Source organism: Bacillus yapensis (genome assembly GCF_005280205.1).
In the GTDB taxonomy this organism is placed as follows: domain Bacteria; phylum Bacillota; class Bacilli; order Bacillales; family Cytobacillaceae; genus Robertmurraya; species Robertmurraya yapensis.
In genome coordinates this window covers 420,775-445,134 of the sequence record NZ_SUND01000001.1, presented here as the reverse complement: position 1 = coordinate 445,134, position 24,360 = coordinate 420,775, and the positions used below count along the sequence as shown (strand labels likewise).

General features: G+C 34.1%; 22 protein-coding genes. 20 read left to right on the top strand and 2 right to left on the bottom strand.

From position 1 onward, the window contains the following. The first annotated feature begins 137 nt into the window (after window positions 1–137). Complete coding sequence (locus FAR12_RS02175; protein WP_126405682.1) at window positions 138–359, top strand: hypothetical protein; 222 nt, start codon at window positions 138–140, stop codon at window positions 357–359. A gap of 178 nt (window positions 360–537) precedes the next feature. Here FAR12_RS02175 and FAR12_RS02170 read toward each other — a convergent pair whose 3' ends face one another. Continuing rightward, window positions 538–1,173: a YigZ family protein gene (locus FAR12_RS02170; protein ID WP_126405680.1), complete on the bottom strand. Its 636-nt coding sequence runs from the start codon at window positions 1,171–1,173 to the stop codon at window positions 538–540. Between the two features lie 1,004 nt (window positions 1,174–2,177). Further along, window positions 2,178–2,648 (bottom strand): sigma-70 family RNA polymerase sigma factor, encoded by a 471-nt coding sequence (locus FAR12_RS02165; RefSeq protein WP_281275625.1) that lies wholly within the window; start codon window positions 2,646–2,648, stop codon window positions 2,178–2,180. A 632-nt stretch (window positions 2,649–3,280) separates the two neighbouring features. Here FAR12_RS02165 and FAR12_RS02160 point away from each other — a divergent pair. The 19 genes from FAR12_RS02160 (at window position 3,281) to FAR12_RS02070 (ending at window position 24,350) form a co-directional block, all read left to right on the top strand. Further along, window positions 3,281–4,423, top strand: coding sequence for a sensor histidine kinase (locus FAR12_RS02160; protein ID WP_126405677.1), 1,143 nt, complete (start codon window positions 3,281–3,283; stop codon window positions 4,421–4,423). 35 nt (window positions 4,424–4,458) lie between these two features. Next, window positions 4,459–5,145, top strand: coding sequence for a response regulator (locus tag FAR12_RS02155; protein WP_126405675.1), 687 nt, complete (start codon window positions 4,459–4,461; stop codon window positions 5,143–5,145). Window positions 5,146–5,331: 186 nt separating this feature from the next. Then, the gene (locus tag FAR12_RS02150) at window positions 5,332–6,171 is read left to right on the top strand and encodes a DegV family protein (protein ID WP_126405674.1); all 840 of its coding nucleotides are present in this window, start codon (window positions 5,332–5,334) and stop codon (window positions 6,169–6,171) included. A 170-nt stretch (window positions 6,172–6,341) separates the two neighbouring features. Beyond that, complete coding sequence (locus tag FAR12_RS02145) at window positions 6,342–7,838, top strand: ATP-dependent helicase ComFA (RefSeq protein ID WP_126405672.1); 1,497 nt, start codon at window positions 6,342–6,344, stop codon at window positions 7,836–7,838. Continuing rightward, the gene (locus FAR12_RS02140) at window positions 7,831–8,529 is read left to right on the top strand and encodes a ComFC family protein (protein WP_126405670.1); all 699 of its coding nucleotides are present in this window, start codon (window positions 7,831–7,833) and stop codon (window positions 8,527–8,529) included. Before FAR12_RS02145 ends, FAR12_RS02140 begins: the two co-directional genes overlap by 8 nt. Window positions 8,530–8,942: 413 nt before the next feature. Beyond that, window positions 8,943–9,344, top strand: a complete 402-nt coding sequence (locus FAR12_RS02135; RefSeq protein ID WP_126405668.1) for a TIGR03826 family flagellar region protein — start codon at window positions 8,943–8,945, stop codon at window positions 9,342–9,344. Window positions 9,345–9,490: 146 nt separating this feature from the next. Continuing rightward, on the top strand, window positions 9,491–9,751 hold the full coding sequence (gene flgM, locus FAR12_RS02130; RefSeq protein ID WP_126405666.1) for a flagellar biosynthesis anti-sigma factor FlgM: 261 nt from the start codon (window positions 9,491–9,493) through the stop codon (window positions 9,749–9,751). Between the two features lie 22 nt (window positions 9,752–9,773). Then, window positions 9,774–10,259, top strand: coding sequence for a flagellar protein FlgN (locus FAR12_RS02125; RefSeq protein WP_126405664.1), 486 nt, complete (start codon window positions 9,774–9,776; stop codon window positions 10,257–10,259). A gap of 19 nt (window positions 10,260–10,278) precedes the next feature. Continuing rightward, window positions 10,279–11,757 carry a flagellar hook-associated protein FlgK gene (gene flgK, locus FAR12_RS02120; RefSeq protein ID WP_126405662.1) on the top strand — a complete coding sequence of 493 codons (1,479 nt, stop codon included), beginning with the start codon at window positions 10,279–10,281 and terminating at the stop codon, window positions 11,755–11,757. Between the two features lie 10 nt (window positions 11,758–11,767). Then, the gene (gene flgL, locus FAR12_RS02115) at window positions 11,768–12,649 is read left to right on the top strand and encodes a flagellar hook-associated protein FlgL (protein WP_126405660.1); all 882 of its coding nucleotides are present in this window, start codon (window positions 11,768–11,770) and stop codon (window positions 12,647–12,649) included. Window positions 12,650–12,722: 73 nt separating this feature from the next. Continuing rightward, complete coding sequence (locus tag FAR12_RS02110) at window positions 12,723–13,274, top strand: DUF6470 family protein (RefSeq protein WP_126405658.1); 552 nt, start codon at window positions 12,723–12,725, stop codon at window positions 13,272–13,274. Between the two features lie 22 nt (window positions 13,275–13,296). Beyond that, a complete protein-coding gene (fliW, locus tag FAR12_RS02105) occupies window positions 13,297–13,746 on the top strand; it encodes a flagellar assembly protein FliW (RefSeq protein ID WP_126405656.1) in 450 nt (149 codons plus the stop codon). 2 nt (window positions 13,747–13,748) lie between these two features. Next, complete coding sequence (csrA, locus tag FAR12_RS02100) at window positions 13,749–13,958, top strand: carbon storage regulator CsrA (protein WP_126405654.1); 210 nt, start codon at window positions 13,749–13,751, stop codon at window positions 13,956–13,958. 361 nt (window positions 13,959–14,319) lie between these two features. Further along, on the top strand, window positions 14,320–15,162 hold the full coding sequence (locus FAR12_RS02095; RefSeq protein WP_126405652.1) for a flagellin N-terminal helical domain-containing protein: 843 nt from the start codon (window positions 14,320–14,322) through the stop codon (window positions 15,160–15,162). A gap of 147 nt (window positions 15,163–15,309) precedes the next feature. After that, complete coding sequence (locus FAR12_RS02090) at window positions 15,310–17,178, top strand: glycosyltransferase (protein ID WP_126405650.1); 1,869 nt, start codon at window positions 15,310–15,312, stop codon at window positions 17,176–17,178. A 25-nt stretch (window positions 17,179–17,203) separates the two neighbouring features. After that, complete coding sequence (locus FAR12_RS02085; RefSeq protein ID WP_126405648.1) at window positions 17,204–19,309, top strand: glycosyltransferase; 2,106 nt, start codon at window positions 17,204–17,206, stop codon at window positions 19,307–19,309. Then, window positions 19,302–22,505 (top strand): glycosyltransferase, encoded by a 3,204-nt coding sequence (locus FAR12_RS02080; RefSeq protein ID WP_170972055.1) that lies wholly within the window; start codon window positions 19,302–19,304, stop codon window positions 22,503–22,505. Before FAR12_RS02085 ends, FAR12_RS02080 begins: the two co-directional genes overlap by 8 nt. A 181-nt stretch (window positions 22,506–22,686) precedes the next feature. After that, window positions 22,687–23,397 (top strand): WbqC family protein, encoded by a 711-nt coding sequence (locus FAR12_RS02075; RefSeq protein WP_126405646.1) that lies wholly within the window; start codon window positions 22,687–22,689, stop codon window positions 23,395–23,397. Continuing rightward, window positions 23,397–24,350 (top strand): hypothetical protein, encoded by a 954-nt coding sequence (locus tag FAR12_RS02070; RefSeq protein ID WP_126405645.1) that lies wholly within the window; start codon window positions 23,397–23,399, stop codon window positions 24,348–24,350. Before FAR12_RS02075 ends, FAR12_RS02070 begins: the two co-directional genes overlap by 1 nt. The last annotated feature ends 10 nt before the right edge of the window (window positions 24,351–24,360 follow it).

Genomic DNA, 24,360 nt, shown 5'->3' with positions numbered 1-24,360 from the left:
ACACTTTATATTAAACGATTACATATTTAAACTTTAATTATGATTAAAAATGTGAAAAAGTGCAATTTGTCGCATTTTTGTGTAAAATATATTTCTTTCGGATAATTATAGGAAAAGGAAAAAATTGAGGTTATTATATGTTTGGAATTTTTGTTGACTATATAGGCAAGAGAATTATTTATGCAAATACCGTTCACATTGAAGTGTTGGATAAACTCACCAAAGATGTGGCTAGTTGTGAATCATTCAAAGGTATGTCAGAGAATGAAATGAATCTAAAGCTATTTTCCTTAAAGGAAAAGAATGAGGATTTTGAAGTGATTGGTATAGGGGATACTTTCGGTAATTTGGAACACTGATTTTAAAAGTGGTGCTTCTATATTGTATTGCATTTTTAAAAAAACAGATAGATTCATTTTTTGGATATTCATAGATAAAGAGAATCCACTCAAAATAGGGAATGATTCCTAGTCTGAGTGGATTTCCTATGGTTTTGGGAGCTACTATTTCTAAACTTTTAATTTGATTCTAAGGATACTATATTATGTCTTCCTCTAAATAAAGCACTTCACCCTCGCTAATCTCACACTGCCCATTTGTCAGCTCCACCATCCACTCTGCGAACGCGTTCGTTTGGTTTTCTTCAACAAATGTTTCAATTTCGACCGTATCGAGATAGTGAATTTCTTTTACATTATATATAGAAGATCTTAGTTCGTTTTCAAGCTTACCGAGCCAGGTGTAATCGACTTTTGTATGCATCACCTTCATCAGTCTTCTTTCGACCACGCCTGTTGCGTTGATACCTTCGGAAGTAGCTTTTCCATAGGCGCGGATCAGCCCACCTGCGCCTAATTTAATGCCACCAAAGTAACGGGTAATGACAACTACTGTATCTTTTAGATGCTTTTTTTTCAAAACCTCTAAAATTGGGAAACCGGCTGTTCCACTTGGTTCTCCATCATCGTTGGCTTTTTGGATTTGGTCATTCTCACCGATGAGGTAGGCGGAACAATTATGTGTTGCATTCCAATGCTTCTTTTTTATCGTTTGAATAAATTCTTGGGCTTCTTCCTCCGTGGTTGCTCTCGTTACATGAGCAATAAAACGGGATTTTTCGATAATAATTTCATTTTCCCCGTAACTTTTAACGGTATTATAGCTAGGGAGCATGTAATCACTCCTTATTATTTATTGTCGATAACTCGACAATTCTATTATAAATCGACAAATGGTCCTGTATCAAATTATGTGGGCCGAAGGGACAGGTATCTTGTCCCTGTTCCCAAGCCAGGTGAAAGTTGTCTTGCTTATACAAGCTAGAGATACGGCATTGTGCTGTATCATTTATTCGTAACTTCCTCGGAACCATTTCGGAATCTAGTTATTGTAGCAAAGCAAAAAATTGTTCTTCAATCCAAAAGTGCCACGTCAGATATAAGCTGGCTCGTTCAACTTGGAAGTAGATTTTTTAATTTACTTTTGTGGGATAGGAACAATGGCAAATTAGAGAAAAAATGCAGTAAAATCAGTCTAATTATAGTAGGAAAGCAAAAACAAACCTGTCAATCAAACGATTGATCAAAATTGCCGCGTCGAATATGGGGTGGTGGGGATCAAGTTGAAAGTTAATTTTCTGAGTTACTTTTGTGGGATAGGAACAATGACGAATTAGAGAAAAAATGTAGGAAAGTCGGACTCATTATAGTAAGAAAGCAAAAACGTGCCCGTCAATCAAACGATTGATCTAAATTGCCATGTCGGATATGGGCTGGCTCGTTCAACTTGAAAGTTAATTTTTCAAGTTACTATTGTGGGATAGGAACCATAGCGAATTAGAGAAAAAATGTAGGAAAATCGGACTCATTATAGCAAGAAAGCAAAAACAGACCACTCAATCAAACGATTGATCAAATTTAACACGTCGGATATGAGCTGACACTTTCAAGTCTAAAGTTAAATATTTCAATTATTTTTGTGCAATAGATTAAAAGCCGTAAAGAGTGGAAATTAGGTCAAAAATAATAAAAATCCTCAAGGTATGATAGAAGAACTTGTAAGTATGACTCTAAAGGTTCCGAAAAAACGCAAGCTGCTCTAAAATAATAGCTTGTTCCTCTAACTAAAAATGCAACTCAAAACCATTGGTCTTTGGTTTCAAGTTGCAAAGTTCACAATTACTCAAGGGTTTGAATGTTTTCTATTATTTTTTTTCGTGCACCCCTTTTCCAGGCTTTCACAGCAGATACCGATACTTGTTCAATCTCCGCAATTTCCTTGATCGAAAGGTCAGCTAAAGCCGTGTACAAGACCCATTTCTTTTGGTGCTCTGTTAATCTTCCACAATAGGAAAGGATTGTTTCTCCTTCTAGCAATGGATTTACTGAATCATCTTCAATATGATACCAAAACTCTTCTTCTGGAAAAATGGTACGGTCTTCAAGTTTTTTTCGACTAGTTAATTCTGTCATGATCTTTCCTCGAATAAAGGCAAATGCATAGCTAGTAAAATTCCCTTTATTTTTGTCAAAACCATTATGTGCTTCCCATAATGCAATCAGCCCTGTTTGATAGAATTCCTGCTGATTCTTGTATATATGTAACGAATGAATGATTTTCCATATCATTGCCTCATACTTCTTTTCCAACTCGTTAAAATATTCCACGATTATTCCCTTTCAGGAAAGCGCGCTTTACCAAATTTATTCCCGGGTAACTAAAACATACTGGGATTTTTCAATCTGATCTAACGTCGAAAAATGCACTTAATGAACGAAAAGAGGGTGGTTTTTCATTTTTTATCGTGAATTTCGCACTTTTGGTACTAAAAAAGGGGGGATATTTGTATAAGAGGCTGAAATAGAAAAGTGACTATCTTTTTCTGCAAAATATAATAAGAACTAAAGTAATCAGTTTTTAACCGAATACTCCAGTTCTTATCTATGGGACGCTGAACCTGTCCCTCCGTCCACTGTATCAAATTAACATCACCTTGTAATGAAACTTTAACATGATTGACTTTTTGTCATGCTATAATGATACAGGTCAGTGGTATTGTAAAATAGTTTTGTATTTGGAAATATTCATCCATTTTTATAAGAAATAGGCCTCTGGAAAGATTAGGATATTTGACTTATTTTGATAATCTATTCTCCTTCTTTTTACCGATTTTCAACCATTTTTCTGTTTTTTTCAAGGTAGAAATATAGTATCTTGGTGAAAATAAAGGTAAAATATTAACAAATAAGAAAGGGTTTTTGATTCCCTTGGAGGAATATAGATGATTAGAAAATTTGACACAAAAACTCTTGATATGATTTTGGACAAGATGGTAGAAACCGTAGGAGATAGTAAGGATGAAATTTTTCGCATAGGGGAACAGTGCCGTCGTGAGTACGATTCCTTGATCGATGAATTAAGAGATGTGCGAAGAATGGTTGGCCAAATCATTGAAGAGGGAGATGAGCTGGAGGCTAAATCGCGATTAGCGAGGAAGCGACTTTCTGAAGTAAGTATGCATTTTAAAGACTACACGGAAGTGGAAGTTCGAGAGGCATATGAGAAGGCTCATCAAATACAGATGGATCTCACCATGAATCGGCAGACGGAAAAACAGCTTCGAGGACGTAGGGATGATATTGAGCGTAGGCTCGTCGGTCTAACTGAAACGATTGATAAGGCAGAGCGCCTCGTTTCACAGATTACCGTTGTGATGAATTATTTAACGAGTGATTTAAAGAAGATGACTGAGGTCATCGAAGATGCTAAAATGAAGCAAGACTTTGGCTTAAAGATCATTGAAGCACAAGAGGAGGAACGAAAGCGTCTTTCTCGTGAAATTCATGATGGTCCAGCGCAAATGATGGCGAACGTGATGATGCGATCTGATTTGATTGAAAAAGTCTATAATGAATATGGGGCAAAGGATGCTTTAACTGAAGTTAAGAACCTGAAAAAAATGGTTCGTAATGCGTTGTATGAGGTCAGACGTATTATCTATGACTTGAGGCCAATGGCACTTGACGATCTCGGATTAGTACCTACCCTCAAAAAGTACTTGAAGACCATCGAAGAGTATCATAGTACGACGCGTATTACGTATAAGAATATTGGGGAAGAAAAAAGACTACCTTCTAAATTCGAAGTTGCACTATTTCGCCTTGTGCAGGAATCGGTACAAAATGCTTTGAAGCATGCGAATGCAGGTGAAATTGTTGTAAAACTAGAAATGAAACCTGATAAAATCATCATTTTAATAAAAGATGATGGACAAGGCTTTGATCCAAAAGAGCGAAAAGCAGAGTCCTTTGGGATTATTGGCATGAGAGAAAGAGTTGAACTGTTAAGCGGGGAGATTACCATCGATTCTAATATAGGTAAAGGTACCGTGGTACTGATTCAAGTTCCGCTAGAAGTGAAATAGAACAGAAAATAAATGGGCGTAGGGAGGCGAATCAAATGACAACGAAAATTGTTATTATAGATGACCACCAATTATTTAGAGAAGGTGTAAAAAGAATACTAGATTTTGAATCTTCATTTGAGGTTGTAGCTGAAGGTGATGACGGCTCAGAGGCTGTTAATTTAGTGGAACAATACAATCCAGATGTTGTGATTATGGATATTAACATGCCAAATGTAAATGGTGTGGAGGCAACTCGTCAGTTAATCGAAAAGTTTCCTGATTCAAAGGTAATTATTTTATCGATACATGATGATGAGAACTATGTGCAGCATGCTTTGAAGACTGGGGCAACTGGCTATTTATTAAAAGAAATGGATGCCGATGCTTTAATCGAAGCGGTTAAAGTAGTAGCGGATGGAGGTTCTTACCTACATCCGAAGGTGACACATAATCTTGTAAAAGAATACCGTCGCTTAGCGGTTGAAGAAGTTGGAGGCGGTGACGGTTATGTTCAACAAGTTGAAATTAGACGTCCACTTCATCTATTAACTCGCCGTGAATGTGAAGTTCTTCAATTATTGGCAGACGGTAAGAGTAACCGTGGCATTGGTGAATCATTATTTATTAGTGAAAAAACCGTTAAAAACCACGTAAGTAACATTCTTCAAAAAATGAATGTAAACGACCGTACTCAAGCCGTTGTTGTAGCAATTAAGAATGGTTGGGTAGAAGTGAAATAATAGTTTTTGGTAAACGACCTGATTTGGCCCAGTGCTGAATCGGGTTGTTTTATTTTTAAGGACTTAGATATTAAGATGTGCGCCTAAACTAATGCAATTTCGAAAGTTTTCATATAAAATGAATACTACACATATAGTATAATCAACTCTTGTAAAATTTAAGTAGATATAAAGGATGGTACATATATGAAAACGGCAGTTGTCACGGATAGTACGGCGTACATCCCGAAGGAATTGCGAGATAAATTAAATATCCATATGATTCCCTTAAGTGTTATTTTCGGGAACGAGACTTATAGAGAAGAAATTGATCTCCATGCAGATGAATTTTATGAAGAAATTAAGACGAAGGGTCTACCAACAACTTCTCAACCAACAACGGGAGAGTTTGTTACTCTTTTTGAAAAACTAGCCAAGGATTTTGATGCGGTTATCAACATTCATCTATCTAGTGGAATAAGCGGGACCTATCAAGGCGCGATTACAGCAGGAAATCTTGTGGAAGATATCGAAGTTTATGCGTATGATTCCGAAATCAGCTGCATGATGCAAGGCCTCTATGCGATTGAAGCAGCTGAGATGGCTAATGCAGGCAAAGGACCAGAGGAAATCATCGCACGCTTAGATGAGATGAAGAAATCAATGCGAGCTTATTTCATGGTTGATGATTTATCCCACTTGCAACGAGGTGGTCGCCTGTCTAGTGCACAAGCGATCATTGGAAGCATGCTACAGGTCAAGCCTTTGCTTCACTTTGTGGACAAGGTTATCGTTCCATTTGAAAAAATTCGTACGCGTAAAAAAGCAATGAAACGTATTGCGGATATGCTAGAGGAAGATGCAGCAAGTGGTGAAGCGTATAGAGCGGTTATTTTCCAAGGGAAGCGTGAAGAAGAAGCGCAGGAATGGAAAACTGAACTAGAAGCAAAGCTACCAAACGTTGAGTTTACGATTAGTTACTTCGGACCAGTCATTGCAAGTCACCTTGGTGAAGGTGCAATGGGCCTTGGATGGGTAAAAAAGTAAGTGTTTTGATAAACGTCATTCAGCTTGGGTTGGGTGACGTTTATTGATAAATTTGGGTCCTTGTCTCTGAACTACCTGATTACACTAGAAACCTCACTATATTAATCAACGTAAAACTTTCTCATCCCCCGCAACATTCCCTAAAAACCCAATAAAAGAGGTGTCCCCACATGAAATTTGCTGTACTCCATGAAAAATTAGTACCTGAACCATTGCTCACAACACCTTCGGCTACTCAAACCATTACCTCATTAGCTGAAATTCCTCAACCACCAACGATTCCGAACTTCTCCTTCAATCCTGAACTCCAGAAACTACTGCTCGGAAAACAACTACTTTTAGATGAAATTCCCCTCAGCCTCGAAGAAATTCAATCCCACTATGAAAATGGCTATATCACCCTGCGAAAAGGAATTACGTTTAATAAAAATATCCCGAAATGTGAACGTTGTGGCAATCAGGATCAGAGCTGGTTTGCTAGTTTTCCTTGTTCTAGATGCGGAGAAACTTGTACCTATTGTAGAAAGTGCATCATGATGGGACGAGTTAGTACTTGTACACCACTATATGGATGGATTGATGTGAGCGACATATCGCATGTTCACGCAACACTAGATTGGAAAGGTACTCTATCACCGGGGCAGCAACACGTATCCAATAAAGTCATGGAATCCATAAATGTAAACAAGGAACTACTCGTCTGGGCTGTTTGTGGAGCTGGGAAGACCGAGGTGTTATTCGAGGGAATCAACCGCGCTCTTGCAATGCAAAAGCGAGTTTGCATTGCAACTCCCCGTACTGATGTTGTCCTCGAGTTATCTCCGCGACTACAAGCTATATTCCCTATCATTGAAGTAGCTTCACTTTACGGTGGTTCAGAAGACCGACAAAAATACTCCCCACTTACAATAACTACAACCCATCAACTCCTCCGATTTTACAAAGCCTTCGATACGATCATTCTCGATGAAGTTGATGCTTTTCCATATTCCGTAGATAAAGCTTTGCAATATGCAGTCAATCAAGCTCGAAAAGATATGTCTTCGCTCATCTATCTAACGGCTACTCCGAATGAACAATGGCAGAAAGAATGTCGCCAAGGTAAAAGAGACTTTGTTACGATTCCAGCTCGTTATCATCGTCATCCTCTTCCGGTTCCGGAATTTGTTTGGTGTGGAAATTGGAACAAAGCATTAACGAAAGGAACACTTCCAGCCAATGTGATGAAATGGTTGAAACATCGAATTGAAACGGGTAAACAAGCCCTTATATTTATTCCAAAAATCGAGTTAATCCCTAAAATTCTCCCGCTCCTTCAAAAACTCCATCCAGCTATAGAAGCTGTACATGCAGAAGACCCTAATCGAAAAGAAAAGGTAAAAGCCATGCGAAGCAAAGAAATTTCACTTCTTATAACTACGACCATTTTAGAAAGAGGGGTGACGTTCCCCAATTTAGATGTAGCTGTCTTTGGAGCAGAGGATCGCATTTTTACAGAAAGTGCCCTTGTGCAAATCTCTGGTCGGGTCGGACGAAGTGCTCAATATCCTGGAGGGTGGATCACCTTTTTTCACTATGGTTTAACGGAGTCGATGCTGAAAGCAAGAAAGCAAATACAAGGGATGAATAAAGAGGGATTGAAGAAAGGATGGATTGACGTTGAGTGAATATTGTCTGTTTTGTCATGAGCAGATTACTTCAAATACAAATTGGTCGAGTTTTTTCACAAGCCATAAAGAAACGTATCTCTGTCAGGTCTGCGAATCGCAACTTATCAAAATCGAAGGGGAAACCTGTGATATTTGCAGCCGTCCCCTTGAAAAGTTGGAGAAGCAATACGTGATTAACAATCGTTGCCTTGATTGTGTTCGCTGGGAGGAGGATGACGAATGGAAGGGATATTTGCTCAAAAATGAGTCACTTTATGAGTACAATGACTTTTTAAAAGGAATTATCAGTCAATACAAATTCCGAGGTGACTATATCCTAGCAAAAATATTCTCGTTAAGAATTCAACAAAAGCTTCCTCCCAATGTCCTTCTAGTACCCATCCCATTAAGCACTGAACGTCAATTCGAACGAGGCTTCAACCAAACAGAAGCACTCATTAATGAAACTGGACAGTCTCCAATACATCTCCTCGAAAGAACTCATAGTGAAAAACAATCAAAAAAATCCCGCCATGATCGGATTCATATTCCTCAAGTTTTTCAAATAGAAGAGGGGAGGGGAGTTGCTGACAAAGATATTCTCCTCATCGACGATATCTATACAACTGGTTCAACTTTAAGGCATGCAGCAAAAATATTGATACATGCAGGAGCTAAATCGGTCTCATCCTTAACGCTAGCAAGGTGATAGCAAAGTGCTTTCAGTTTGCTATCACCTTGCTAGCATTTGGCTAGAATAACGCTAGCAAAGATAATATCTTTAAACAAAGTGTGCATTATCAACAATTTTCTCGATTGTTCCAGTGTTTCTTAACCTATAAACGTTTTTCAACGATAACCTCTGTAGAACTGTTTTAGCTTTAAGGAATGCAGAAAAAATGGTTGGGTCGATATTGATAGCAAGCTGCTATCAAAGTGCTATCATCCTGCTATCAGTGTGCTAGCATTTTGCTAGAATAATGCAAGTGGTTGCTAGCAAATGGATAAAGCGTAAGGCTAAGTGCCTATTTCCAACAATTGTCTCAATTTTTTCATATTCTACTTCCCTTCTAAACGTTATAATCAAAATAGTAATGTCTCTTGGAGAGGGGATTTTGAATCATGGAAGAGTTATCAAATTGTCCGAATTGCGGAGAGCTATTCATTAGAAACATCCACCGTGATTTGTGCCAAAAGTGCTGGAAAGAAGAAGAAGCGTCCTTTGATAAGGTCTATAAATTTATTCGCCAGCGTGAAAACCGTACTGCAACCATCCATCAAGTAGAAGAGGGAACAGGTGTAGACGAAGAATTAATTCTCAAATTTATCAAAACCGGTCGTCTAAAAGTGGCTTCGTTACCGAATTTAGGTTACCCGTGTGAAAAATGTGGGACAACTATTCAAAAAGGTAAGTTATGTGAGCCTTGTGCAGGTACTTTGAGGAAAGAACTCGATCTCTTCTCAATTGAGGAAGAGCGGAGACGTGAAATTGATAAAAAGGCAACTTATTTTACCTCTAAATAAATAAGGCAGAAGAACTAACCGTGTGCAGATGCATACGGTTTTTTTAATTACTTTTAACTATATTTTATTTTTCATTAAATAATTGCCTCGGTTGATCCGATAATAAGAGTAAGAATACGCTCGGTTAGGAAAGTGAGGAAAAAACAATGAAAATTAATAACTATGGAACATCTGGAATTAATCCATATAAACGTCAAATGAACAAGCTGGAGAACACTAATAAGGTATCCAAGCAAACTGATAAAGTGGAAATTTCCGCAACAGCTAAAGGGATGCAGAGTGTGAATTCTATTGCTGTAGAACGACAAGAAAAAGTAGATGCTATAAAGATTCAAGTGGAGAATGGGAATTACAAAGTAAATACGAAAGAAGTAGCAAAAAGTTTATTTAGCTTTTATAAGAATTAGTAATTAAGAATGGAGGGATGAAATGTCTGCTACTGTAGATTTGATAACAACATTAGAAAAATTACTTGAACTGCACAAAGACTTATTTGAAAGTGCAGTAAAGAAAACAGAATATATCAAGGTAGGAGACATGGATTCTCTCAATCAAATTTTGAAAAAAGAACATGCACTAGTTGCTGAGATAGGGAAGCTAGAGAATGAGCGTATGCAGGTAACAAAAAATATTTTACCTAATACAGAAAATACTACTGTGACAGATTGTATCGAGGCAGCTTCGGGAGAGGAAAAGGATCAACTTATTGAGGTTGCTCATTCATTAACAGCGATGGCACTTGATTTAAAAGAACGAAATTTTTTAAATCAACAATTGATCTACCAATCGCTACAATTTGTGAACTTCTCTTTGAGTTTACTTAATCCACAGCCAGAATCGATTAATTATGGTCCGCCAACAGGAAAAAGAGTAGGGGACTTGAATTTAAAAGGAATGTTTAATTCAAAAGCGTAGGAGATCGGAGGAGCAAAGAATGCGTTCAACTTTTATGGGGCTCGAAACAGCACGTCGTGGTATGTTTGCACAACAAACTGCGCTTTACGTAACAGGAAACAATATTTCTAATGCAAATACAGATGGATATTCACGTCAAAGAGTGAATCTTACACAGACACTAACCTATCCTGGAGTCGGCATGAATAGACCACAAACACCGGGACAGTTGGGTACTGGAGTAGTGGCGAGTTCAATTCAAAGGATTCGAGATGAGTTTGTTGATAGCCGATATCGTGGGGAAAATAATAAATTGGGTTATTATTCCACCAAAGCGGATACCCTTTCAAGAATGGAAGAAATTCTGAATGAACCAACAGAAGAAGGATTAGCGGCTTCTTTAAGCGAATTTTGGAATTCGCTTCAAATATTAGGAAGCAGTCCAAATGAAAGTGGTGCTAGAGAAAGTGTACTCGCACAAGCGAATGCTCTAGCAGATACGTTTAACTATATGTCGACTTCTTTAGAAACGATTATGGAAGATTTAAAATTGAGTACCAAAGCAAATGTGGATACGATCAATTCTATTGCGACTCAAATCAATGAGATAAATAGACAAATATCTGAGGTAGAACCTCATGGTGATTTACCAAACAATCTTTATGATGAGCGTGATAAGCTTGTAGACGAATTGTCGGCTTTGGTTAACATAAAGGTAACTAAGGAAAAAACTGGTGGTAATGCTTCTATACTCGCTGAAGGAGTCTATAAAATTGAAATCCTTGGTTCTTCAGGTAATAGCTTAGGTGTGTTAGTTGATAAAAATTCATTAACCACAGGTCCAACTCAAGTATCTACATCAGCAGATTATAAATCAATTATTTTTGGCAGTTCAACTGTTGCGTTAAATGATTTTTCCATGGGTGAACTAAAGGCCAATATGGAAGCATTGACAGATAAATATCCAGCAATGATTGAAAATCTAGATAATATGGCTTATACCTTGGTGAAGGAGTTTAATAAAATTCATTCAGACGGAGATGACTTGAATGGTGATCAAGGAAGTCCATTTTTTAATGATTTAACTACAGCTACAGGAGCTGCTAAATCTATATCTGTAGCAATTACGGATCCAACAAAAATAGCAGCGGCAGCAGATGGAACTTCTGAAGGAAATGGAGATAATGCTTATTCATTGGCTGGTGTCATGACTAAAAATTTGACTGATTTTACGACAAGTACTATTGGGACAACGGGGAATTTCCAATCGTTCTATGCCGGAGTCATTGCATCTCTCGGTGTTCAAACAAAAGAATCAAATGTCCTAACAAATAACACGCTTACTTTATTAGATTCGGTGAATACTCAGCGTCAATCCGTATCGAGTGTTTCCTTAGATGAAGAAATGACAGATATGATTAAATTCCAGCATGCTTATAATGCATCTGCAAGAATGATTACAATGATCGATGAAACGTTGGACAAAATTGTTAACGGCCTTGGTGTCGGGGGAAGGTAGGTAAATAATCATGCGCGTTACACAATCGATGCTTTCTAATAATACGCTACGTAATCTAAGTTCAAGTTATTTGAAGTTAGGAACATATCAAGATCAACTGAGCTCCCAAAAGAAAATAAACCGACCATCCGATGATCCGGTCGTTGCATTTAAAGGAATTGGGTATAGAGCTAGTCTAAACGAAGTGGAGCAATACAAAAGAAATTTAGATGAAGTTAACAATTGGCTTGAAAATACAGAAGATGCATTAGATAAAACAAATACTGCTGTACAGAGGGTTAATGAACTTGTTGTTCAAGCGAACAATCAAACGTTGACAGATAGTGACAGGGAACAAATTGAAAAGGAAGTTGAAGAATTAAAAAAACAGATTATATCTATAGCCAATACAAAGGTTGCGGGAAAATATATGTTTAATGGCTCTGATATTTATTCTGAACCAATACAATATGATGAAACTTCAAATCCACAGATTACAACAAATTTCAAAGGGGATTATGTAAAGGTGGAGGTTTCGGCAGGTGTGAATTTAACAGTCAATACAGATGGCTCTAAGATATTCGAGCAATTACTATCAGATATCGAAGGTCTTCAGGCTGATTTAAAATCAACTGACCCTGAATTAGGTGGACGCCTAAGTCAGCTTCAGAGTCATATGGATACAATAAATTCTGCAAGGTCAAGTGTTGGGGCTACTATGAATAGAGTTGAATTAATTGGTCAGAGATTGGATTCTACAGAAATAATGGCTACAAAAATGGTCTCCGAAAATGAGGATGTTGATCTTGAGGAAGTCATTCTAAATTTGAAAACACAGGAAAGTATTCATCAAGCAGCTCTTAGTGCGAGTGCAAGAATTATGCAGCCGACATTAATGGATTTTCTAGGCTAAAAAATACAGCTGGCTCTAATTGGTTATTTTGGTACCTAAGGAGTCAGCTATTTTTATAGTTGGAGGTGATGAGATGAGGATACCTCAAATTAGAATGGAGTCTCAAGCTGGGAAAATTGGGTTAGCTACCTATCAACCAATACAAAAAATTGAACAACCACAAGCAGACATAACTATTGAACAGCCTACAGCTGATTTAGGAATTACACATCGGCCATCGAGACTAACGATCGATCAGACACTTGCATGGGATAACTTGGATTTAAAAAATGTTTTTAAACGAGTGGAAGAAAGTGCAAACAAAGGATTCCAAGCAGCCATGGAATTTATCAGAAGGGAGTCACAGGAAGGTGACGAACTAATGAATATAGCAAAGGTTAAAAACCCAATTGCTAAACAAGCTTCTCGAGCCATATCAAAAGAAACACCCTATGATACAGGAAGTGTTCCTTCAAGTGAAAGTGTGCAAATTGATTATGTCCCTGCTAGTGTAGATATTAATGTAAGAGCAAACAAACCACAGATTCAAGTGCAAGCACATAAACCGATCCACGAATACACACCAGGAAGCACGGATGTATACATGTTACAGTACCCTTCATTAAAAATTGATGTAACTGGGTAAAATGAAAGTGTGAGGTGAGGAAATGAAAGTACATACAAGATACCACGGAGATCTGGAAATTTCAGATAATGAAGTGATCTATTTTAAAAATGGAATACCAGGTTTCCCGGATGAAACAAAATATATCCTTATTCCTTTGGGTGAAAATTCTCCGTTTAGTGTTCTTCAATCCATTGAACTAATCGAGTTAGCATTTGTTGTTACAGACCCTTTCCCATTTTATAAAGATTATGAGTTTGAAGTCCCAGATTACATGATAAATCAGTTGGATATTAAAAATAAGGAAGAGGTTCGGGTCTATTGTATTGTTACACTAGGTGATAGTTTGGATACATCGACAGTAAATCTTCAGGCTCCTTTAGTTTTAAATAGTAAAAATAACAACGGCAAGCAGTTCGTCTTGAATACGGATAAGTACCATACAAAGCATGTCTTAAAAATGAATAAAAAAGAAATGGTACAGGAGGGGTAGTTATGCTTGTCCTTACACGTAAAAAAAATGAGAGTATCATCATTGATGAGCATATTGAAATAACTATCCTAGAGGTATCTGGGGATCAAATTAAAATTGGAATCAATGCTCCGAAAAAGGTAGAAATTATTCGGAAAGAAATTCTTGAAAAAGTTGAAAGTGAGAACCAGAAGGCACGAACTACAAGTTTGAATCTAGATATGTTTAAATGAGAGAAATGGCAAATGGAAGATTCAATCCATTGGCCATTTTTCTTTTTTTTGCTCATTGCAAAAAGATTAATGTAGGAAGGTAGTTTGAAAATATAAATCTAGATATTTTTCACTCAAATATTTATCTAAGAATATTGATACTATGGTGATTTAAGGTGTTTTCAATGTTATGAAATCAATTTTTGTAGAAAAAAATAAAAAAATATCAAAAAGTATTAAAGAAATAAAAATCCTGTCGATATTATTAATAGTTACATGGTAGCAAAGTCGGCCGACTCTTACACCAATGTACAAATTTATAAAATACGAAAAAACAATTCCACAAGGATGTGGAATTTCAAACTCAAGGAGGAAAATAAAAATGAGAATCAATCACAATATTTCAGCGATGAACACACATCGTCAACTAACTTACAACAACAATGCAACTTCTAAATCTATGGAGAAATTATCTTCAGGTTACCGTATCAACCGTGCTTCTGATGATGCTGCTGGTTTAGCAATCTCTGAAAAAATGCGTAACCAAATCCGTGGATTAGATCAAGCAACTTCAAACTCTCAAGATGCTATTTCATTAATCCAAACTGCTGAAGGTGCTCTTAACGAAACTCATTCAATGTTACAACGTATGGCTGAGTTAACTACACAAGCAGCTAACGAAACTTTAACAACAGATGATTCTGCTAAGATTCAAAAAGAAATTACACAATTAACATCTCAAATCGATTCTGTTGCAAGCCAAACAAAATTCAATACAAAGAATATCTTAAATACTACTTCATCATTAACATTCCAAGTTGGTGCAAACGCTGGAGAAACTATTTCTATGAGTTTAGTAGATGCAACTTCTTCAACATTAGGAGTATCATCAACGCAATTGTCAGATTTAAGTTCTACAGTTAACGCAACATCAACTTTAAATTCTGTTGCAAGTGCAAACTTAACAAAAATCCAAACTGCTATTAACACAGTTTCAGAAAACCGTTCCAACCTTGGTGCTGTTCAAAACCGTCTTGAGCACACTATTAACAACCTTGGTACAACTTCTGAAAACTTACAAGCAGCTGAATCTCGTATTCGTGACGTAGATATGGCTAAAGAAATGATGAACATGACTAAAAACAACATCCTTTCTCAAGCTTCTCAAGCTATGCTTGCTCAAGCTAACCAACAGCCACAAGGTGTACTTCAACTTTTAGGTTAATAGCCAATTTTAAAAGGACCTTAGATTTTTATCTAAGGTCCTTTTTTGTTTTGGCGAAAAGTGGTTATATCAATATACTATTAAAATAACACTAATATGGCCGATATATTAAATAGAAGAAAATAGGAAATTTAAAAGGTGGCTATTATGAATAAAAAAACAATATCACTATGCATGATTGTTAAAGATGAGGAAGTCTTCCTAGGAAGATGTTTAGATAGTGTTAAAAATCAGGTGGATGAAATCATAATAGTAGACACTGGTTCTACGGATGCTTCAGTGAATATTGCTAAGGAATATGGTGCGAAGATTTACACACACAAATGGAACCATGATTTTGCTGAAGCACGGAATTTTTCTATTGAACAGGCGTCAAGTGAATATATTTTAATTTTAGATGCTGATGAATTTTTGGATATTAGTTTTAATATTCAAGAATCACTCAATACCAATAAGGATTATTATGTGCTAACGATAAAAAATCATATGAGTAATGGGTATATTTCCTACCACCAGGCAATAAGACTTTTTAGAAAAACTGATGGCCTACATTATTATGGAAAAATTCATGAACATCTAAATATAGAACAATTCAATAATTTGTCTCACGAGTTTTCCGATATTGTTATAGAACATGATGGTTACAAGCAAGAAATATATAAAGAAAAAAATAAGGAAAATCGTAATCTGAAAATTTTATTAAAAGAAGTAAATGAGTCACCAACAGGCTACAATCTATTTAATTTAGGTGTGCAATATAAGGTATCTGGAAATTTTGAGAATGCAATAAATATGTTCAAAAAATCCTATTTTTTAAGTAAGGACAAAGTGTACCTACCATATCTTCTCTATTTAATGGGTGATTGTTTATTGTCAACTCAAAAATATGAAGAGGGTATTAATTTGATGAAAGACGCGATTCAATTGTACCCTACGTATACTGGATACCATTTCGTACTAGGAAATTTATATGGAGAAAGCGGCTATTTATTAGACTCGGAATTTTCTTATAAAAAAGCTTTGGAATTAGGCGAAGTTAAAGGCTTCCAAACAATCGATGGTGTAGGTAGCTATTTATCCAATATTAAGTTATCAGAAGTGCTGCAAAAACAAGGTAAGTTGGTGGATGCACTCAATTATGCTTTTAATGCTATCCAACAAAAAAAGGATTTTGCACCTGCGATTTCTCAATATATAAATGTGTTAATCCAATCTGGAATTGAGAAAAGTCATAGCTTCAATAATATTAAACAGGTATATAGAATAACCTCTCTTGATGAAGTTATTCTTTTAAGCGGAGTGCTGTTAGCGAAAAGGTCAGGGATTCTTCTAGAGTTTATTAACGAATATAACTTAAATGTTGATAAAGGATTAATGATGATAGCCAATTTATATGGAAATAGATATAATGAAGCACTTGACTGTTGGCAAGAGGTTCTAGAAATTAGTGAAGAATATTTAATTGATGTAATTAACTTGGCAGTCGTAAGGAATGATGAAAATTTAATTAATGAAGTTGTTTCAAAGTTATCACTATCGGATAAAGACAAGAAATATCTAATTGAATTCATTGTTAATGGAAAAGTTCCAACACAAGATTTAAGTGAAGAATTTTCTAGTGTCATCATAAAATTTATTACCAACTTTATTAGTATGAACGAAAAAGAAATCTTTCATTTACTAGCATCTAAACTTACTAAGTTAGAAAAAATTTTCTTATCAATAGTGAGGCAATCAGATCTTTATGGATATTCGAATTATGTACTGAATTGTTCCTTGGATTTTTCCCCGAAATATCAAGAACAATTTCTCGAAATTATAAGTGACATCTATCTGAGAAATGGTAATTATAAAGAAACAATAGAAATAATCAATAACTTATATAATAGGAAACCAAGTTATCAGAACTTAAATAGATTCTATAATTTTTATGAAAAGACTAAAGACCAAGAAGGGCTAAATCTTGTGCTGAATGAGATATCCAAATATGAAATCTCTAATATAAGGAATTTATAAATTACAAATACAAAGGAATGATATTTTGCTTACAAGTATAATTATCCCGACTTTTAATAAATTGAATTATACAATTGAATGTATAGATAGCATTAGGAAATATACACAACCTGGAACGTATGAGATTGTTATAGTTGATAATGGATCGACAGATGGTACTAGACAATGGTTAGCTAACCAAGAAGATATTAGAACTCTCTTAAATGCAAATAATGAGGGGTTTCCGAAAGCATGCAATCAGGGAATAGAGTATGCAAATGGAGAAAATATCTTATTGCTTAATAATGATACTGTAGTAACTAAGGGCTGGTTAGATAACTTGCTAAAAGCCCTGTATAGTAATGAAAAAATTGGTGCGGTTGGTACTGTGACAAATTCTGCAGCCTACTATACAAGTATTCCTGTAAATTATAGGACTATTGAAGAAATGCATAACTTTGCTTCTAATTACAATAATTCTGATCCTTTACTCTGGGAAGAAAGACTTAAGTTAATAGGATATTGTATGTTAATCAAAAAAAATGTGGTCAATGAAATAGGTTTATTAGATGAACGATTTACTCCAGGAAATTTTGAGGATGATGATTATTCATTAAGGATTAGAGAGCGAGGGTATAAATTACTGTTATGTAAAGATACTTTCATACATCATTATGGAAGTGTATCTTGGAGAGATAATACTTGGGGGTATGACCAGTTGTTATCGGAAAATGAAAAGAAATTTATGGATAAGTGGGGGACCAATTCTTATTCTTATATCATGCATAATGAGTTAATTAATGAGATTGACTTTCATACTGAAATGTCAATCCGCGTATTACATTTTGGATGTGATGCAGGTGGCACATTGTTAAAGATTAGGGATAAATATAGAAATGTATCTTTAACCGGTGTAGAAGAAAATGCACGAGCCGCTTCAGAAGCAGGTCATTTTACAGAGATATTCAATATGTCATATGAAGATGCTCTTGAGGCATTAAACGGAAGAGAATTTGATGTTATTCTAATCACTAATTGGAATAATATCAAAGACTTAAATGGATTTTTATGGAAAGTTAGGAGCTTGTTGCATACTGAGGGATTAATTTTAGCATCAGTATTAAATGCAACAAATGTAAATGTACTAGCGAAACTTATAAAAGGTGAAAATCCCTATTTAATAAATAAAATGATGTCTTTTTTAGACATAGACAACCTTTTCATTCACCAGTCTAAACTAAGAACCAATATAAGAAGTATAACTGGATTTCTTAGTGAAGAAGAATCCCAATTAATTAATCTTTTTTGTACGCTTTCTAATACTGAGATAAAGTCACATTATGAAGCTAGCAGATATTTAATTACAGCGAAAAAATATAATGAAAAAATTCTTGAAAATGTGGTAAATATTTATCATCAAAACGATGTTGAGAGCAATCTTAAAGAGCTGAAGCAACATGATGAAGAGGTAATAATAGAGCATATTGTAAATGCTTTAGAAAAACCGATTCAATTTCTTCAAGCTTTAGCTATTATGAATTATAGCTTTAATTATCATGAAAGTGTTGTTCCTTACTTAAGTAAAGCATATGAACTTGATCCAACAAATTCAGATACTCTCTACAATTTAGGGACGATTTTATACTCATATCAAGAAAAAGACTTGGCAAAAAAGTACTTAGAATTGCTAAAGAAAGAAGATAAAGATGAAGTTGTGGGCAATATCTTAACTGAAATTTATGAAATAGAACAACAAAGAATACGTAGTTTGATCTATCTTTTAAGAAGAATAGAGTTTGAGATTGAGTTAGAAGAATCGAAACAAGAATTAGCGAATTATATTTCAAGGTCAGTTTACTCTGAAGAAGAAATAATGACAGCCATAATAACAAATACAATTAATAAAGAAAAAATGTTAAACACTGTTGCTACTATTTCGTATGAAAATAACATAATGGATAGCATTTTCCCCTATTTGAATAAAGCATATGAATTAAATTCAAAAAACGATGATACACTATTTAATTTGGGGTATATGTTGGTTCAATTAGGTGATTCTGCATCAGCATTGTCTTATTTTGAGAAAATAAGTAACAAGGATCAAGAGGTGCAAGAGCTAATACAGAAGTTGAAGGATGAAGTTTATGAATAATAATAAATTCTGTTTTATTTATAATGTTAGAGATGAAATGAAGTATAGCGAGTCTCTTAAATATATAAACGCACTTTCTATCCCTGAGGGATTTGAGGTAGATGTTATTGGAATAGAAAACTGCCAAGATAATACTGTTGCTTATAATAAGGCAATGAGTTTAACAGATGCAAAATATAAAATCTATCTTGAAGAAACCACCTTCATAAGTGATAAGCAATTTTTATTTTCAATTTTAGAAGTCTTTAATTCAAATAGTGATATAGGTATGATTGGAGTATTTGGCTCAAAAAAAATACCTGATGATTTAGGATGGAGCGAAGGTCAATTTAAGATTGGAAATATTTTCGCAAAACAAGGAAATAATCTAGAGAGAATCAAATTCTCTCAAACTTTATCAATTTTTGATGAAGCAGCTGTACTTGATAGAGCAATAATGGCAACTAAGTATGACATCATGTTCGATGAAGAGGTTGCTGAATATGATTTAGCCCATAGTGTAAAGTATATTGAAACTGGTTATAAAATTGGAGTGATGGCTAAGGAACCACCTTCTGTCATAATTGATCGATCTTTGAGTCGTGATAATGTACAGTATATAGCATTAAATTATTCTGATATAAATAGCCGGATAAAAAATAATGAAAATCATGTTGATCTACCATTAGTTAGTGTTTTGATACCTACTTATAATAGACCGGATTATTTTGAACGTGCTCTACAAAGTGCGATACAACAGACATATCAAAACATTGAAATCGTTATTGGCGATGATAGTACTGACAATGAAACCGAGCTCTTAGTCAAAAATAACTATTTACCGTACTATAACAATATTCGTTATATAAAAAATGAAACTAATCTAGGCCAATTTGATAATGATCTAAAACTTTTCGAATTAGCTCAAGGTGAATTTGTAAATTTCCTAATGGATGATGATGTATTCCATCCTGAAAAAGTCGAAAAGATGATGGAATACTATTTGAATGATCAAAATGAAGAGATTACGTTAGTCACATCTCATAGAAGGTTTATAAACGAAAAAGATGAACTGCTTAAAGAAGAAGGGGTAACACAAAAGGTATTTGATCAAGATACTGTTATGGATGGAAAAGAATTTGGTAATATGCTATTGAAATACAATTTCAACTTTGTAGGTGAACCGACTACTGTTTTATTCCGTAAAAAAGATCTGGATGAACCATTTGGCACCTTCGCTGGAAGAAGGTATGGGTGTAATGTTGACAGTGCAACTTGGTTAACACTCTTGGCAAAAGGAAAAGGTGTTTATATTAGCGAGACTCTAAGCTATTTTAGAATTCATAATGGTCAACAACTTCAATCAGATAAAATGAAGTTTTTAGGTGCAAATGATTATGCAAACTCAGTACTATTAGCGCGTAAAAAGGGTTTCTTACAAGAAAACATTGATTATTTAACTGCACTCAATAATAGTATGAACTATTTAGATAGTGTAACTAAGGTACTGAATAACGATTTTTATAAGCAAGAATTAACAAACACATATAATTATTTGCATGATGAATGTTTAGAATTGGAAATTCCAAAATACAATAAACAAGATACTAGTTATCCACTTGTTAGCATTTTAATTCCTTCATACAACAGACCTAAAATGTTGGAAGAAGCACTAATAAGTGCTTTGAATCAATCATATCAAAATATAGAGATAATCATTAGTGATGATAGCACAACAGATGAAGTTCAAAAAGTCGTAGAAAAATATCTAAATAAATATTCAAATCTACACTATTATAAGAATGAGATCCCGCTAGTTGAAGATAATTATGATCAATGTTTTAATTTGGCGAATGGAGAGTATATAAATTTCTTAAATGATGATGACCTATTTCATCCGAATAAAATAGAAATAATGATGAATTATATTCAGGGAAAAGAAGGAATCACTTTGGTTACTTCACATCGTCAAGTTATTGATGAAGAAGGGGAATATTTACCTGATATTGGTGCAACCACAAAAATTAGTAATGAGGTAACTATCATAAATGGAAGAGATTTTGGTAACCTTTTACTTAAAAACCAGATAAATATAATAGGAGAACCTTCTTCAGTTCTATTTAGGAAAGAAGATCTTATAGAATGTTTTGGTTATATAGGAGGAAAAAGATTAAGTTTTATTAATGATATTACAACTTGGATTGCCTTATTACAAAAGGGAAATGCTGTTTATATTCCTGAGAGTTTGAGTTACTTTAGAATACACTCAAATCAAGCTCAACAAAATCTTAAATATCTTTTCACTAATATTTATCAGTGGTCTTTTCTAATAAATTATTCGAGGAAACTTGGATTTCTAAGTCTAGAAAGAGATTACAAAAATGCACTTAACAAACTGTTAACTGTGGGCACTGATATTTTTAATAAATATATTTCTGAGGGTAATACTAGTATTTTAAATGAGAAACAGTTATTGGATGCATTGGCATTCATTATTTCTGAAATTATACAAGGAACAGATAAATATTACTGTAATCTTTGCCATGAGAGATTTAATGAATTCTTACCACTTCCAGATATATATGTAATTGAAAAATTTGAATTTGAAAATAATAATGTAAAAACGGCACTTTGTCCAAATTGCTATTCTATGGATAGAGAAAGAGCATTTAAATTATTCATTGAAGAGGAAACAGATATAAAAGAGCAAAAGACTAAAGTCTTGCATATTGCTCCTGAAAAGAATATAAGAAACTGGCTAATTTCACTTAAGAATATTGATTATACGTGCGGTGATCTTTTTCCTAGTGATAGAAATATGGAGAAAATAGATATTACTAATATTCAATATAATGATAATTCCTTTGAATTCATAATTTGTAGCCATGTACTGGAACATGTACCTGATGATAGTAAAGCAATGAAAGAACTTTGTAGAATTTTGAAACAAGGTGGTAAGGGTATTCTTCAGGTACCAATTGCTTTAAACCTTGATGAAACATATGAGGATGATAGAATAATAAGTCCAGAAGATAGATTACTAAATTTTGGTCAAGAAGATCATGTACGTGTATATGCCAAAGACTATATTCAAAAACTTGAAAATGCAGGCTTTATTGTATGTCAATATAATTTTGCAGAAAAAAATGGTGTTGCAGAAGCAGAAAAATATGGATTGACCCTTTCTGATATTGTATACATTGTTTCAAAAGAGTAAAAATTAATTTTACTTAATTTTGTATTGAAAAAAATATTTTTTATAGAAATTAATTTCTACGGTCTATTTTGTGTATTTTATTGAAGATATTTGGTTTCTTAAATACCAATTTGTAGAAAACTTTTATCGCGTATAGATTGTATTCAATTTAATATAAATAACAAAAGGAGGCTGTTAAATTTTGAAACTTGGTATTATGCAGCCATATTTTTTTCCGTATATCGGACACTTTCAACTTATTAAACATGTAGATATGTGGGTAGTTTTTGACGATGTACAATATATACGACATGGCTGGATAAATAGAAATAGGATCCTGCATCCTTCGGAAGGATGGCAATATATCGGTTTTCCAGTATCAAAAAAAAGTTATAAACAAGAAATTAAAAACGTTAAGATAAGTAATGGTATGGATTGGAGAAAAAAAATTCTTAATCAGCTGCAACATTATAAGAATAAAGCTATTTGTTATGAAACCACAATGGATATTATTAATGATTCAATAAAACTGGAAACGGATAATATATCTGAATTGAATATGAATATCATGAAAAATGTTTGTGAATATCTTGATATAGATACTAGGTTTATAATTTCCTCTCAAGCTTCTTTTAATTACGACTCTATAGAGAACGCTGGAGATTGGGCTCTGGAAATAAGTTCACAACTAGGTGCTAATGAATACATTAATCCTATTAATGGGAAGCAATTATTCTCAGAAGAGAAATTTAATAATAGTGGAATAAAACTTTCATTCTTTCTTCCAAACAATATTGAATATAATCAAATAGGTTTGAGAGATTTTATTTCACATTTATCCATCATTGATACAATGATGTTTTGTTCCAAGGATGAGATAAAGGATATGTTAAATGAATATGAGGTAATTTAATGAGAGATGAAATTGGTGGTTTTTTTGAATTGGAACTCTTGAATGGGCAAGAGTATCATTCAAATGCAATTAAACTAAATAAAGCTAGAAGTGCACTATATTATTTTATAAAGGCAAACAAAGTAAGTAAAATATATCTTCCATATTACATGTGTGAATGTATTTTAGAGCCAATTTTAAGTCTGGGAATCGAATATGAAATGTATAGAATTGATAGAGAGATGCAGCCTATTTTCAATGGAGAACTATATAGTGACCACTATTTACTTTATATCAATTATTTTGGACTAAATACTAACAATGTTTATAAATTGGTAACAAAATATAAAAATATAATCATAGATAATACCCAGGCTTTTTTTGATTTTCCAATTAAGGATATTCCAACTATATATTCTCCAAGAAAATTTTTTGGTGTACCTGACGGAGCGTATCTATACCATTCAAATCAACTTGAAGAGAATATCAATACTAGTGTTTCATTTGATAAAGTTAATTTTCTAACAAAAAGAATTGATGTATCTGCTGAAAAAAGTTATGAATTATTTCAAGAAAATGAAAGGATATTGACTAGTGAAGGTTTAAGTGAGATGTCAAGACTAACAAAACGTTTATTAAGTAGCATTGACTATGATAGAGCAAGAGAAGCAAGAAACATAAATTTTCTTTATCTTCATAAAAAAATAGGAAAATATAACCAATTAAAAATTGATACGAGTGCTTTAAATGGTCCGATGGTATATCCATTTTTATTTCCTGGTGAAAATATTAAAGAAGTACTTATAAAAAATAAGATTTATATACCAACTTATTGGAAAGAAATATTGCAAGTTACAGATGAAAATTGGTATGAAAATTATCTTTCAAGGAAATTAGTATCAATACCAATTGATCAAAGATATGGAATACAGGATATGAATAGAATATTGAATGTATTGAACTCGTTAATATAGAGGATGAAAC

Coding starts and splice junctions, on each gene's coding strand:
- FAR12_RS02160 (WP_126405677.1), top strand. CDS start 3,281: ATGATTAGAAAATTTGACACAAAAACTCTTGATATGATTTTGGACAAG.
- flgL (WP_126405660.1), top strand. CDS start 11,768: ATGCGCGTTACACAATCGATGCTTTCTAATAATACGCTACGTAATCTA.
- FAR12_RS02070 (WP_126405645.1), top strand. CDS start 23,397: ATGAGAGATGAAATTGGTGGTTTTTTTGAATTGGAACTCTTGAATGGG.
- FAR12_RS02080 (WP_170972055.1), top strand. CDS start 19,302: ATGAATAATAATAAATTCTGTTTTATTTATAATGTTAGAGATGAAATG.
- flgK (WP_126405662.1), top strand. CDS start 10,279: ATGCGTTCAACTTTTATGGGGCTCGAAACAGCACGTCGTGGTATGTTT.
- FAR12_RS02145 (WP_126405672.1), top strand. CDS start 6,342: ATGAAATTTGCTGTACTCCATGAAAAATTAGTACCTGAACCATTGCTC.
- FAR12_RS02170 (WP_126405680.1), bottom strand. CDS start 1,173: ATGCTCCCTAGCTATAATACCGTTAAAAGTTACGGGGAAAATGAAATT.
- FAR12_RS02135 (WP_126405668.1), top strand. CDS start 8,943: ATGGAAGAGTTATCAAATTGTCCGAATTGCGGAGAGCTATTCATTAGA.
- flgM (WP_126405666.1), top strand. CDS start 9,491: ATGAAAATTAATAACTATGGAACATCTGGAATTAATCCATATAAACGT.
- FAR12_RS02155 (WP_126405675.1), top strand. CDS start 4,459: ATGACAACGAAAATTGTTATTATAGATGACCACCAATTATTTAGAGAA.
- FAR12_RS02095 (WP_126405652.1), top strand. CDS start 14,320: ATGAGAATCAATCACAATATTTCAGCGATGAACACACATCGTCAACTA.
- fliW (WP_126405656.1), top strand. CDS start 13,297: ATGAAAGTACATACAAGATACCACGGAGATCTGGAAATTTCAGATAAT.
- FAR12_RS02175 (WP_126405682.1), top strand. CDS start 138: ATGTTTGGAATTTTTGTTGACTATATAGGCAAGAGAATTATTTATGCA.
- FAR12_RS02150 (WP_126405674.1), top strand. CDS start 5,332: ATGAAAACGGCAGTTGTCACGGATAGTACGGCGTACATCCCGAAGGAA.
- FAR12_RS02110 (WP_126405658.1), top strand. CDS start 12,723: ATGAGGATACCTCAAATTAGAATGGAGTCTCAAGCTGGGAAAATTGGG.
- csrA (WP_126405654.1), top strand. CDS start 13,749: ATGCTTGTCCTTACACGTAAAAAAAATGAGAGTATCATCATTGATGAG.
- FAR12_RS02125 (WP_126405664.1), top strand. CDS start 9,774: ATGTCTGCTACTGTAGATTTGATAACAACATTAGAAAAATTACTTGAA.
- FAR12_RS02090 (WP_126405650.1), top strand. CDS start 15,310: ATGAATAAAAAAACAATATCACTATGCATGATTGTTAAAGATGAGGAA.